13 protein-coding genes and 1 tRNA gene are annotated in these 12,853 nt (G+C 67.0%); 7 read left to right on the forward strand and 7 right to left on the reverse strand.

The features are described 5' to 3' along the window. Positions 1-226 precede the first annotated feature (226 nt). Together ABI385_RS17645 and ABI385_RS17650 are read left to right on the forward strand one after the other, a co-directional pair. On the forward strand, positions 227-1,195 hold the full coding sequence (locus ABI385_RS17645; protein ID WP_348105073.1) for a sugar phosphate isomerase/epimerase family protein: 969 nt from the start codon (positions 227-229) through the stop codon (positions 1,193-1,195). Beyond that, a complete protein-coding gene (locus tag ABI385_RS17650; RefSeq protein WP_348105074.1) occupies positions 1,192-2,109 on the forward strand; it encodes a D-isomer specific 2-hydroxyacid dehydrogenase family protein in 918 nt (305 codons plus the stop codon). The genes ABI385_RS17645 and ABI385_RS17650 overlap by 4 nt, the downstream gene beginning before the upstream one ends. Positions 2,110-2,251: 142 nt before the next feature. Here the strand turns inward: ABI385_RS17650 and ABI385_RS17655 are convergent, their stop codons facing one another. The 4 genes from ABI385_RS17655 to ABI385_RS17670 all read right to left on the reverse strand — a co-directional run bounded on the left by ABI385_RS17655 (position 2,252) and on the right by ABI385_RS17670 (position 6,056). Next, positions 2,252-2,962 carry an FAD:protein FMN transferase gene (locus tag ABI385_RS17655; protein ID WP_348105075.1) on the reverse strand — a complete coding sequence of 237 codons (711 nt, stop codon included), beginning with the start codon at positions 2,960-2,962 and terminating at the stop codon, positions 2,252-2,254. A 161-nt stretch (positions 2,963-3,123) separates the two neighbouring features. Further along, positions 3,124-3,657, reverse strand: a complete 534-nt coding sequence (locus ABI385_RS17660) for an FMN-binding protein (RefSeq protein ID WP_348105076.1) — start codon at positions 3,655-3,657, stop codon at positions 3,124-3,126. Positions 3,658-3,722: 65 nt separating this feature from the next. Beyond that, the gene (locus tag ABI385_RS17665) at positions 3,723-5,162 is read right to left on the reverse strand and encodes a ferredoxin reductase family protein (protein ID WP_348105077.1); all 1,440 of its coding nucleotides are present in this window, start codon (positions 5,160-5,162) and stop codon (positions 3,723-3,725) included. A gap of 225 nt (positions 5,163-5,387) precedes the next feature. Continuing rightward, complete coding sequence (locus ABI385_RS17670) at positions 5,388-6,056, reverse strand: response regulator transcription factor (RefSeq protein ID WP_348105078.1); 669 nt, start codon at positions 6,054-6,056, stop codon at positions 5,388-5,390. Positions 6,057-6,149: 93 nt separating this feature from the next. Between ABI385_RS17670 and ABI385_RS17675 the strand changes: the two genes are divergently transcribed. Then, positions 6,150-6,428, forward strand: coding sequence for a GlsB/YeaQ/YmgE family stress response membrane protein (locus ABI385_RS17675; protein ID WP_348105079.1), 279 nt, complete (start codon positions 6,150-6,152; stop codon positions 6,426-6,428). 302 nt (positions 6,429-6,730) lie between these two features. Here ABI385_RS17675 and ABI385_RS17680 read toward each other — a convergent pair whose 3' ends face one another. Beyond that, on the reverse strand, positions 6,731-8,638 hold the full coding sequence (locus ABI385_RS17680) for a glycoside hydrolase family 15 protein (protein WP_348105080.1): 1,908 nt from the start codon (positions 8,636-8,638) through the stop codon (positions 6,731-6,733). A 15-nt stretch (positions 8,639-8,653) separates the two neighbouring features. Next, positions 8,654-9,133 (reverse strand): pyridoxamine 5'-phosphate oxidase family protein, encoded by a 480-nt coding sequence (locus tag ABI385_RS17685; protein WP_348105081.1) that lies wholly within the window; start codon positions 9,131-9,133, stop codon positions 8,654-8,656. A gap of 150 nt (positions 9,134-9,283) precedes the next feature. Here ABI385_RS17685 and ABI385_RS17690 point away from each other — a divergent pair, with 150 nt between their 5' ends. The 4 genes from ABI385_RS17690 to ABI385_RS17705 all read left to right on the forward strand — a co-directional run bounded on the left by ABI385_RS17690 (position 9,284) and on the right by ABI385_RS17705 (position 12,723). Then, positions 9,284-10,012: an amino acid ABC transporter ATP-binding protein gene (locus tag ABI385_RS17690; RefSeq protein WP_348105084.1), complete on the forward strand. Its 729-nt coding sequence runs from the start codon at positions 9,284-9,286 to the stop codon at positions 10,010-10,012. Positions 10,013-10,115: 103 nt separating this feature from the next. Then, positions 10,116-10,982, forward strand: a complete 867-nt coding sequence (locus tag ABI385_RS17695) for a glutamate ABC transporter substrate-binding protein (protein WP_348105082.1) — start codon at positions 10,116-10,118, stop codon at positions 10,980-10,982. Between the two features lie 98 nt (positions 10,983-11,080). Continuing rightward, positions 11,081-11,746: an amino acid ABC transporter permease gene (locus ABI385_RS17700; RefSeq protein WP_348105083.1), complete on the forward strand. Its 666-nt coding sequence runs from the start codon at positions 11,081-11,083 to the stop codon at positions 11,744-11,746. Between the two features lie 95 nt (positions 11,747-11,841). Further along, positions 11,842-12,723, forward strand: coding sequence for an amino acid ABC transporter permease (locus ABI385_RS17705; protein WP_348105085.1), 882 nt, complete (start codon positions 11,842-11,844; stop codon positions 12,721-12,723). On the opposite strand, the gene ABI385_RS17710 is transcribed toward ABI385_RS17705, so the two are convergent. After that, a tRNA-His gene (locus tag ABI385_RS17710) sits at positions 12,682-12,752 on the reverse strand. The genes ABI385_RS17705 and ABI385_RS17710 overlap by 42 nt on opposite strands. Positions 12,753-12,853 lie beyond the last annotated feature (101 nt).

Raw genomic sequence — 12,853 nt, forward strand, 5'->3', positions numbered from 1 at the left:
ATCGCCTGCGGAACTGAAACACGCGACCTCGGCAGTGGACAAGTCGAAAGTTCGACCGGCTGAACAGTGAGGCCCTTGAAGCAGGTCGGGTCCGCACGATATTCAGCCTGCTGGACTTGAGTCGGCAATCACTCACTGGTTCAGCAGGCTGGCCGCCGTCGTGGGCAGACGCGGACGGGCTCCCTAGGGTGAGTCCGACCACGACGCGACGAGGGGACCGACCAGCATGGGCACAAGCGGCGAGCCGACGACGACACGCTTTGGCCACGTCGTCGTGGGGGGCAGCGTGCTGGCGCTGAGCCAGCAGACCCCCGGGGGACGCACCGACGACTACGCACTGGGGCCCGCGCACTGGACCCGCCAGCTGAGGCGGCTCACCCGCGCCGGTTTCGCCCACGTCGACCTCATCGACGGCTGGCTACCCGTACCGACCATGAGCAGAACGGAGTTGGAGACGCTGGGCGGTGTGCTCGCCGATGTCGGCGTGCAGCCTCTGGGACTCAACATCTCTCGCCACAGCCTCGTCGACCCCATGCGCGGCCTTGAGCACCTCGAGTACTCCATCCAGGCGGTGGATGCGGCGGAGGCTCTGGGCATCCCGTTGATCGGCGTGGGATTTCACCCTCGGTTGGTGCCCGAGCAACGCCACACGCGGATGTTCTGGGAGGTGGAGGTACCACCCGATGACCGGTCGGACGCCACCTGGGCTCTGGCTGCGGAGCGACTGGGAGAGCTGTGCTCGTACGCGGAGCAGCGACAGGTGCAGGTCAGCATCGAAATCTACGAGGACAGCCTGGTCTGTACTGCCGCCGATATGGACCGGATCATCACGAGCGTCGGCGCGCCCAACCTGGGGATCAACCCCGACCTCGGCAACACCTTCCGCTCGGTGACACCACAGCGGGAGTCGTGGCTCGAGACGATCCGGGGGGCCATCCCCCACATGGACTTCTGGCACGTGAAGAACTACACCCGATCCAGCCTGGGCCCGAGCGGACCCTTCGCGGTGGCCCCAACCACGGTGGGCATGGGTGGCATCGACTACCGGCTCGCGGTGTCCGAGGTCCTGGCGGGTGGCTTCGCGGGGCCACTCGTCGTGGAGCACTACGGGGGTGACGCCGTCGAGATGCAGCGGCTGGGTCGCGAGTACTTGGTCCGGCTGGTCGACGAGCTGATGGAGGAGGAGAACGCATGACGACCTCGTTGGGCCCGGCCATTTTCGTGGGCCCGAAACACGTGCCGGTGCTGGAGCAGGCGGTCCGGGAGGGTGGTGGCCACCTCGTGCCTCTAGCCGATGCGGAGGGCATCGTCTACTACGGAAGCGACGAGGCCGGCGAGATCGTCGGGATGCTTCATCCAGAGGTGCGGTGGGTGCAACTGCCGCATGCCGGGGTCGAGCGGTGGACCGGCAACAGCATCATCGACGACGACCGGCTCTGGACCAGCGCGGCTGGGGCGTACGCGGGTCAGGTTGCCGAGCATGCGCTGGCGCTGATGCTGCTCGCCGCTCGTGGGCTGCACACCCTGGCGCGCGTCGACCACTGGACGCCCAAGGTCACCCGCCCACTGGCCGGGAGCACCGTCGCCCTGGTCGGGGCCGGCGGCATTGCCCGAGCCCTGGCCGACCAGCTGGCCCCGCTGAAGTGCAGGCTCCTGGCCGTCAGCGATTCGGGGCCGTTCCCCAACGCTACGCGCACCGTGGTGCGCGCGGACTACCGCGAGGTGCTCCCCGGGAGCGACTACGTCGTGATCAGCGCCCCGTCCACGCCGGCTACCCACGGCATGATCGGTGCGACCGAGCTGGCCCTGATGAAGAAGGACGCCTGGCTCGTCAACGTCGCCCGTGGCGAGCTCGTGGTCACCGATGACCTGGTTGCGGCGCTTCGGGAGGAGAGCATCGGCGGGGCCGCCCTCGACGTGACCGACCCGGAGCCGCTCCCCACCGGTCACCCGCTGTGGTCCCTCCCGAACGCGATTATCACCCCCCACGCAGCCAACCCGGAGGGGGCGTACTGGGCCACCCTGGCCGAACGGGTGCGCGAAAATGTCCGCCGGCTGGCGTCAGGCGAACCGCTCCTCGGCCGGGTCGACCCGCATCAGGGGTTCTGAGCCTCAGGGCTGGGAGGTAGGGGATGTGGTCTGCGGCCCCTCGGGGAGGCCGGCCAGCGGGCGTTGCACCTGGCCAGCACCAGGCCGCGGCTGCTGTGCCCGGCCTGCTGACCCCACCCCGGCATCGCGGGGCGTGAACAGGTCAGTCGATGGTGGCGGTGGTCCCGTCGTCGTTCACCAGGAAGCCGACAAAGTCCGTGTTCGGCCCCCACCATGCTGCGGACTCAGAGCCGTCGACGAACGCGGCGGTAGCGTAGACGTCGGCCCAGAGCATGTCCGGTCCGACGACGGTCGCGGACAACAGTCCGGCTGCTGGTCTGCCGCTATCGGGGTTGATGATGTGTTGGCCGCGGGCGGCCGTGCCGGAGGTGGCGACAGCTCCGGCACGCATCCGCAGCGTTAACAGCGCGCGCGACCGGTCACGGGGATCTTCGACCGCCACTACCCAGTCCGGTGTGTCCGTTCGGGCGCATCCGAGCACCACGTCTCCCCCGGCCGAGATCAGCAGGTCGTGCGACCCCACGGCCGCCAGCCGTGCGGTCAAGGCGTGGAAGGCCCGCTGAACGGCCCACCCCTTGACCAGGCCGGTCGGGTCGAACTCGGGTATGCCGTCACGTCCGGGAAGCCACGCGGAGAACGCGCCGCGGGTGCGTCGACGGGCTTCGTCGCAGAGCTCGGCCACCTCGAGCAGCAGCGGACCCGAGTCTTGAAGAGCGACCTCGCCTCGGCGGACCCGGCTGACGAGACTGTCCGGTTTCCAGGTGCTGAACAGCTCGTCATCGAGGCGAAGCGATGTGAACGCCGACTCCACAGCCTCCTCGACGTCGGGGCCGGACGCCGCAGGACCGCGCACGTGCACACTCAGTGGAAGGCCCATGACCTGGGTGACGAAGGCTCGACGCGGGTGGTCGGCCTCAGAAGCAGCCTCACCGAAAAGGGGTAGGGCGGCCGGGCCTGCACCCGGCCCCGTGGACCACACGACAGGTGTGGCCGTCGGCCTCGTCACGGCCGCGGTCACAGGTGCGCCTGGTCGATCGCGGACTGCAGGGACTGAAGGTAGCCGTCGCTGGTGACTGTTGCTCCGGACACCGCGTCGATGTTCGCACTCTGTGCGGTGACGACCTCCTGGTTGAGAGTCGGTACGGCGTAGGCGTTGATCTGCTGGTCGCGACCGTTGTTGTGCGGGTACTTGACCGCTTGCGCTTGCGTGATCTTGCCGTCCTGTACGGTGATCTGAACCTGCACGGCACCCCAACGGGTGTCGACGGAGCTCCCGGTAAACGAGCCCGAGGACCCCGCCGGAGCGGCCGGGGCGGCCGGCGAGGATGTTGATGGAGCAGGCGATGCGGTGCCTGTGCTGGGGGTTGATGGAACCGTCGAGGTTCCCGACGTTGCCGCCGGGTCTGGAACGGTGGGCGTTGCGGTTCCAGCTCCGGCGACCGTTGTGCCACCGGACACGGCCATCCGTGAGCTCGTGCTGGTGTGGTAGCTGAAGAGCAGCACGAGCCCGCTGATGGTCCCCATGATGGCCACCGCGATCCTGCGCATGTGATTTTCTCCTGGTCGGGCGTTTAAAGATGTCGGTCGGTCGCCTCGGTGCCCCACGCTGGGTTCTACCAGCTGAAACGTTCGAGGTGGATGTGCGCCGGAGGAACCCCTGCTGCCAGAGCCGCGTCGCGGGCCGCGTCCATCCAGGCCGAGGCTCCGCAGACGTAGACGTCGTGCTCCTCGATATCGGGGACGAGCTCGTGCAGGGCCTGCACGTCGCTCAGGTGGCCGGCGGTATGCGGGAGCCAGGAGGAGCGGTCGGACACTCGAGGGCCGACGATGTAGAAGACACGGGCGCCGTTGGCCTCGGCGAGTGCGTCGATCTCGCTCCGAAAGACCAGGTCCTGCGCGCTGCTGGCGCGGTAGAGCAGGGTGACGTCACCGGGGCCTTGAGGTAGGTCCTCGAGCAGGGCACGCAGCGGGGTGATGCCGACGCCGCTGCCGAGCAGGGTGACCTTGCGACGGGTGCGCACGCCGCCGTGCAGCCGGCCATACGGGCCTTCGACAACGACGCGGGTTCCGGCTCGCAGGTTCGACAGGACGTGGCTGTCGTCGCCCAGGTCCTTGACGCTGATCCTCAAGGTGTCACCGGTCGGAGCGGCGGACAGTGAGTACGGGTGGCCCCGGCTCCAGCCCGGACCTGTGAGGAAGCGCCAGGTCAGGAACTGGCCCGCGGCAACCGGCAGCCGGTCGAGGTGGCGACCCCGCATCCACACCGAGACCACGTCCGGGGTCTCCCGGACCACGTCGATGACTCGCAGGTCGTGCAAAAGCGTGCGGTACAGCGGGACACCGAGGCGCCAGACGACTACCGCGGCGGCCGCGGCGGCCCACAGCGACCACCAGTAGACCGTTGCGACGGTGCTGGTCATGAACTCCTTGCCCGACCACAGCTGGTGGGGCAGCGCCAGGCCGACACCGAGGTAGGCATATAGGTGCAGCAGGTGCCACGACTCGTACCGCAGCTTCCGGCGGGCCTTCCTGATGCTGGTGACGGTCACCATGACCAGCAGCACCGTGCCCGCGACGGCGAGCAGCATCCCGGGATAGTCGACGACCAGCTGCCACGCCTCGAGGAACACGTTGTTCCGGTCCTGGGCTGCGTATCCGATGATGATCGCCACGATGTGGGCGACCAGCAGGTTGAACGACCAGAACCCGACGAGCCGGTGCTTGCGCGCCAGCTCGTCCTGCCCGTAGGCCCGTTCGACTACCGGGATCCGCGCCATCAGCAGGACCTGCAACAGCAGGAGGTCAGAGGCAAGGAGGGCGCTCAGCCGACCCAGGCTGGTCAGGCGCGGCCCCCACGAGCCGAGGTCCTGCAGTCCTCCGCCGGCTACCCACAGCGCCGTCACGACCAGGACACTGGCCCACGTCGCCGCGCCGACACCATCGCGCCACCAGCCCCGCACCGCGCGCCGGCTCCCCCTCCTGGACATCCCGGCGGCCTGGTCGGCCGAAGGCTCAGCTGCGCGCCGGGCTCGCTGCTCGGCAGTCACGGACATCGGTGCGTTCTCCATCTCGAGGTCGGACCGCCTGGTGTGGCCTGGTTCACTCACTCTCGGGACCGGGCCTGTGAATTTCTTATGCCTGTCTTCAGCGAGGCCCATGACCTGCGGCTCGGTCCCTCCACGTTGCTTCCAGATCAGCCGTTCGAACGAATGCCACCACGCGCCACCACGATGTGATGGTCGACGACGTGCCCACAGCCGAAGGGGTTGTCGCTGCGCTTAGGGACCGCCGCGCCAGTGGTCGATGCGGCGGTGGTCCGGGGTGAACCCGTGGTCCACTCCCCACAGGACCGCCTGGGTGCGGCTGGCGACGTCGATCTTGCGGTAGATCGAGCGGATGTAGGACTTGACCGTGTTGGGGCTGAGGTAGGTCTGCGCCGCGACCTCGGCGTTGCTCCGACCCTGGGTGATCAACGCGAGGATCTCGGACTCACGGTCGGTCAGACCCTCCTGTCGGCCGGGCCAGTCCAGCCCGTTGACGCTCCGCGAGCGTCCCGGCGGGTCGCTGACGACAACCTCGCCGGCATGCACGGCCTCGAGGGCCGCGATGAGCTCGCGCGCCGGCAGCGCCTTGGACAGGTACCCGCGAACCCCTTGGCGCTGCGCGCTCGCGATGAGGTCGGGGTGAAAGTTCCAGGTATAGACGACCACCCGCCGTGCGCTGGGGTTGCGGACGAGGACACCGATCTCGTGGTGGTCGGACTCGGGTTGGGCGAACGAGTCGTAGAGCACGATGTCGACAACGTCGGATACCGGCTTGTTGGTGTCGATCTCCGCGATGATCACCCGCTCCCTGTACTGGTCGATGATGTTGGCGACACCCATCAAGACCACGTCGTAGTCGTCGACAAGAGCCACGGTGATCGGTCGGGTGAGGGTCGTGGTCACATCCACGACACTAAACCCCCCTAGGGGTGTACTGCATCCGCCCTAGGGGTGTGAAAGTCGAGTCATCAACCGCACTCGACCGAAAGGCACACCATGCTGGGTCTCATCGTCACCATCATCCTCGTCGGACTGATCGCCGGCGCACTGGCCCGGCTGATCGTCCCCGGTAGCCAGGACCTGTCCATCGCGATGACCATCGTCCTCGGCATCATCGGGTCGTTCGTCGGAGGCTTCCTCGGCTACCTGTTCTTTCACAAGGACGCGGCCGACGGCTTCCTGCAGCCAGCCGGTCTCATCGGGTCCGTGATCGGAGCGATCATCGTGCTGTTCATCTGGACCCGCGTCGGTGGACGACGCTCGGTCAACGGCTGACGCAGCGCTCCCCCGCACGTCGGTCGGGTCGTCGTAGGGGAACGACCCGGCCGGCCACGGTCCCTGCTGGGATCTTGGGCTCAGCCGGCCGCAACACGACGGACCTCGCTCCACCGTCTTCGCCAGCCATCCGGTGCGACGGTGACCCTGCACATGGGGAAGCCACGCCTACCCTCGGGTTCAGCTCCTGGGCGCTCACCTACGTCCCTCCCGATCGACGGACCCAGGTCACCGCCACGATGAGCCGCATTGCGGGGTATGGCGACTGGGTCGACCTGCTGACACCTCCCTCTCCTACGAACCTACTGTGACGCCAAGGGGTTCGAGGCAGCATCGGCCGCCTCGGCGGCCATGGTGTGCAGGACCGCGTTGATCAGTCCCAGATGGGTGAACGCCTGCGGGAAGTTGCCGAGGTGGCGACCGCTCTCGGCGTCGAGCTCCTCGGCATACAGCCCGAGGGGGCTGGCCATCGAGAAGAGCTTCTCGCACAGCCGCCGGGCCTTGTCGATCTCGCCGATCAAGGCCCAGGACGAGACCAGCCAGAACGAGCAGATCGTGAAGGTGCCCTCCTCGCCGGACAACCCGTCGTCGGTCGCGTCCACGCGGTAGCGCAGGACGAGGCCGTCCTCGGTCAGCTCGTCGGCGATGGCGTTGACGGTCTTGACGAGCCGCTCGTCGTCATAGGGCAGGAACCCGACGAGCGGGATCAGCAGCAGGGACGCGTCGAGAGCCTGTGTGGCGTAGTGCTGCACGAAGACACCGCGCTCGTCGACCCCGTTCGTGAGAACGTCCGCCTTGATCTCGTCGGCGGCCTTCTGCCACTGCTCGGCACGCTCGAACTGCTCCCGGGTCCTGGCGAGCTTCGCTCCGCGGTCGGCGGCGACCCAGCACATGACCTTCGACGCGGTGAAGTGCTGCGGTTCGCCGCGCACCTCCCAGATGCCTCGGTCCGGCTCGGGCCAGTTCTTGATCGCGGTGTCGACGAACCGGCACAGGATCACCCAGAACCGGTCGTCCAGCCGGTCCTGCGTGCGGTGCTCTGTGTGAAGGTAGACGGAGTCGAGCAGGGCGCCCCAGACATCGTGCTGCTTCTGGTCGTAGGCACCGTTGCCGATCCGAACCGGCCTGGACTTTTGGTAACCGTCGAGGTGGTCGAGCAGCTCCTCGGTGAGCTTCCGCTCGCCCCCGACGCCGTACATGATCTGCAGGTCCTCTCCGGTCCCCGCCACGTCGGCGATGAACGAGAAGAAGTCGTCGGCCTCCCAGTCGAAACCCAGCCGGTCCATCGCCCACAGGGTCAGGGTCGAGTCCCGGATCCACGTGTAGCGGTAGTCCCAGTTGCGCTCGCCGCCCGGGTCCTCCGGCAGCGAGGTCGTCGCCGCGGCGACGAGCGCACCGGTGGGCGCGAACGTCAAACCCTTGAGCGTCAAGGCACTTCGCTCGAGATGGCTGCGCCACGGGTGGTCCGGGAAGTGCCCGCGAGCCAGCCAGTGCTGCCAGTGGTGAGCCGTCCATACCTCGCGGTTGTATGCCTCCGCGAACGTGTGCGGTGGCTCGTGCTCGGACCACGACATCGCGACGAAACGGGTCTCGTCCTCCTTGATGAGGGTCCGCGCCGTGGCCCGGTTGCCCTCGAAGCCGAGGTTCATGTCGGTGGTCAACCGCAGCCTCGGGTCGTCCTCGCGGCCCTCGGCGACCGCCTCGTGGTAGGCCGCCCCGCTGTAGCTCCAGATCGCCGGTATGCGCCCGTAGTCGAAGACGGGGCTGCAGTCGAGCGAGATCTGGACCTCGCCGTTGACGCACCTGACGGTGCGCAGCAGGACGTGGTCGCAGTCGTAGTCCGTTGGGGCGCGCCGGTGGCTACCCGACCGGTTGCCCTCGTGGTGCCACGGGCCGATGAGCAGGCAGTCGCGCACGACGATCCAGCCGGTGGGCGTCCCCCAGCTGGTCTCCAGGATCATCGTCCCGGGCAGGTAGCGACGAGCGGACGGGACGCGCATGTCGGCCGGCCCAAAGCGAAATCCGCCGGCGTCGCGGTCCAGCATTGCCCCGAACACGCTCGGACCATCAAGGCGTGGGAGGCACATCCACTCGATGTTGCCGCTCGGCGCGACCAGCGCGGTGACCTCGCAGTCCGACAGGAACCCGTAGTCCGCGATGGGCGGGTAGGACGAGGTCGCCTCGTGCCGACGTACCGAGTCAGTCGTCATGGTGAGCCGTCACCGTCACAGGTCCACCTTCTGGGAGTCTCCAGACGTCGGGGTGTTGCCGGTCACCCGCGCCTTGACCATATCCAGAGTCATCGCGACCTTGCCAGGGCTGTCCCAGTACTGGGCCGAGACGCCGTCCACCTTGATCAACGCAATGTTCGGGTCATCCTGACCCCCCGGGAACCAGGCCTCCACAAACGAGTTCCACAGCTCCTTCATCTTGGCGGGGTCCTGCACGACGCTGGCGCTCCCGGTCAGCGACAGCCACGAGCTCGAGCCGGAGTAGCTGACGTTCACGTGGGGGCGCGCGCCAAGGTTGCGGACTGTCTCGGAGTCCTTGCCCGCGATGAACCAGGCGTCGCCGTCGAACTCGGCCTCCTGGGTCGTCATCGGAGCCGCATGAAGCGCGCCGTCCTCGGCGGTGGTCACGAGCATGCAGGTGCGGACGTCCTTCATAATCGAACGGATGGTGGTCATCTGGTCGTTGTCATTCATGGTGAGCCTGTACCCCAGGCATACGGGCTCAATCGCGTTCTCAGGGTTTCTTCACAATTCGGTGACCATCGGTGGCGGAACCGTCCTGCCCGAGCCTCTGACGGGTAGGTTTCAGCAATGAGCGACGCACCCCAGCGAGACGGCCAGCCGATGGTGCAGGTCGAGGGCGTCAACAAGCACTTCGGCGACCTGCACGTCCTACAGGACATCGACCTTACGGTAGCCAAGGGCGAGGTGGTGGTGGTCCTCGGGCCGTCCGGATCGGGCAAGTCGACCCTGTGTCGGGCGATCAACCGGCTGGAGACCTTCGAGACCGGCACGATCAAGATCGACGGGACGCTGTTGCCCGACGAAGGCAAGGAGCTAGCCCGGCTGCGCGCCGATGTGGGCATGGTGTTCCAGAGCTTCAACCTGTTTGCTCACAAGACGATCCTCGAGAACGTCACCCTGGGTCCGATCAAGGTGCGCAAGAAGAAGAAAGCGGAGGCCAACCAGAAGGCCAACGACCTGCTCGAGCGAGTCGGGGTGGCGCACCAGGCCGCGAAGTACCCCGCCCAGCTCTCCGGCGGTCAGCAACAACGGGTGGCCATCGCCCGTTCGCTCGCCATGGACCCCAAGGTCATGCTCTTCGACGAACCCACCTCGGCTCTGGACCCCGAGATGATCAACGAGGTCCTCGACGTCATGACCGAGCTGGCCGAGTCAGGCATGACGATGATCGTCGTTACGCACGAGATGGGCTTTGCCCGCCGAGCCGCCGACCGTGTCGTGTTCATGTCCGACGGCGAGATCCTGGAAGACGCGACCCCCGATGAGTTCTTCACGAACGCGCAGTCCGAGCGCGCCAAGGACTTCCTGGGCAAGATCCTCACCCACTAGATCTCGCCCACGTGGCGGGCGGGACATCAGTTCGCACACGAACTTGCACAAGAACGGACGCCGGACGGGTGGCCGGCGCACCAACTAGGGAGGAACAACCAGCATGAGAATCACCAGGAACAGACGGTTCGGGGTGGCGGCGGTGGCTGTCCTCGCAGCGACGGGGCTTGCTGCCTGCGGAAGCGGTACCCCTGGCGGGTCGCCCGGCGCTGGCGGCGGCGGTGCGAGCGGCGCTGGCGGCGGCGGGACGGCTGTCAAGGTCGGTATCAAGTTCGACCAGCCCGGACTCGGCCTCAAAGAGGGCTCGACCTACTCCGGCTTCGACGTCGACGTCGCCAACTACATCGCCAAGGAGCTGAACTTCACCCCGACCTTCGTCGAGTCGGTGTCCGCCCAGCGCGAGACGCTCATCTCGAGCGGCCAGGTCAAGTACATCGTCGGCACCTACTCGATCACCGATGCGCGCAAGGAGAAGGTCTCCTTCGCCGGTCCCTACTTCATTGCCGGCCAGGACCTGCTGATCCGGGCCGACGACACCTCGATCACCGGACCGGACTCGCTGAAGGGCAAGAAGCTCTGCTCGGTGAAGGGATCCACGTCGGCAGCCAACGTGCAGAAGAAGTTCGGCGCCGACATCCAGCTGCAGGAGTACGGCACCTACACCCTCTGCGTCGATGCCCTGAAGTCCGGAGCGGTGGACGCGCTGACCACCGACAACACCATCCTTGCCGGTTACGCCGCGCAGGAGGCCAACAAGGGCAAGCTCAAGGTGGTCGGCACGACGTTCTCCACCGAGAACTACGGGGTCGGGCTCAAGAAGGGTGACACCGCCTTCTGCAAACAGGTGACCGATGCGCTCACCAAGTTCATCAGCTCGGGCGAGTGGCAGAAGTCGGTTGACAAGAACCTCGGCCCGGCCGGGTTCAAGCCGGGCACGGGCAACCCGCCCACGCCGGCTGCCTGTTCCTGACACGGCCCGACGGGGGTATGCCGATCGCTCAGCCGGGCGGGCGGCATACCCCTTGCCCTGGTCGCCACGCAACCCCGACCTGAGAGGAACGAGCGGGTATGGGTGAGCTCTTCGCCGAGTACAACATCTTCGGCGCCTTCGGTATGACGATTCTGCTGAGCGTCTGCTCGGCGGTGGGGGCGCTGGTCCTGGGCACGATCGTGGCGATCCTGCGGATCTCACCGGTGGGTCTGCTGCAGAAGGTTGGCGCCTTCTACGTCAACACGGTCCGCAACACCCCGCTCACGCTCCTCATCATCGCGAGCAACATCGTGATGATCGTGAACCTCGGCCTCAACTTCAGCGACGACCTCATCCGCAACAACATCATCTGGGCGATCGTCGCCTTGTCGGTCTACCACGCCGCATTCGTCTGCGAAGCGCTGCGCAGCGGTGTCAACACCGTGCCTCAAGGGCAGGCTGAGGCAGCCCGGTCGATCGGCCTGACCTTCGGCCAGAGCTTGACCGACATCCTTCTGCCGCAAGCTTTCCGCGGGGCCATCACCCCCCTCGGCAACACTCTCATCGCCCTGATCAAGAACACGACGGTCGCGACGGCCATCGGGGTCGCCGAGATCAGCGGACTACAACGCACGATGCAGGAGTTTCGACCCGACCTGGTGCTGCCGATCTTCCTGGTGGTCGCCATCGGGTTCGTCATCCTTACCCTGCCCGTCGGTCTTCTCTCGACCTATCTGTCCAACCGTTTGGGGGTGAAGAGGTGAGCGAGTCGATCCTGTTCGACGCCCCGGGCCCGCAGGCTCGTAACCGCCATCGGATCGCAGCTGTCGTCGGCGCAGTCGTCATTCTCGCCGTGGTGGTGTTCGTCCTGGTCCAGCTCGGCAGGAAGAACCAGCTCGAGGCCGACAGGTGGACCCCGTTCCTCACCACGGAGATCTGGCGGTACTACCTGATCCCCGGCCTGATCAACACCCTCAAGGCGGCCGCGATCTCGATCGTGCTCGCCGCGGTCTTCGGGCTTGTCTTGGGGGCGGGGCGGCTGTCGCCCCTCGCCCCGGTCCGGTGGGTGTCAACCGTCGTGGTCGAGTTCTTCCGGTCGGTGCCGGTGCTGATCATGATGCTGGCCGCGTTCGCCTTCTACAGCTTCAACAACATCTTCGTCTCTGACATCAACCCCCTAGCCGCGGTGGTCACCGGCCTCACGCTCTACAACGGCTCCGTGGTCGCCGAGCTGCTGCGCTCGGGTGTGGGCAGCCTGCCGAAGGGTCAGGGCGAGGCGGGTCTCTCCATCGGGCTGACCCAGGGTCAGACCCTGCGCGCCATCCAGCTGCCACAGGCGATCACTGCCATGCTCCCGGCGCTCGTGGGGCAGCTCGTGGTCGTGCTCAAGGACACGGCGCTGGGCCAGATCATCACCTACCCCGAGCTGCTGAACACCTACCAGCAGATCGGCTCTTACAAGTCCAACCCCGTCCAGGCGATGGCGGTCATCGCGGTCATCTTCATCGTCATCAACTACGCCCTGACCACCGTAGCGGCGCGGCTGCAGTCGCTGCTGCGCCGTCGAGGTCGGCCGACCGTTGGCGGCATCGGTGGGGCACAGGTCATCCCAGTGGACCCCGCCGCCGGCGCCGTTGGTGCGGGCGGGCCGGCCCGCGCCGCTGAGGGTCGGTCCCGTCTCATGGACCGTCGAGATGGGCTCCCCCGGTTGGACTCGAACCAACAACCTGCCGAGTCATAATCGGCCCGGTTTACACCGTCAGCCCGCGACCCTTTCGTGCTCAGATCGTTGGCATTGTTGGTGGTTCCCGGAACCGGTGTCGGCGGCCATGAGTGCCCTCATGAGTGCCCTTGCGGTTGGAGGGCACTCG

This window comes from Lapillicoccus sp. (assembly GCF_039935575.1).
Lineage (GTDB): Bacteria > Actinomycetota > Actinomycetes > Actinomycetales > Dermatophilaceae > Lapillicoccus.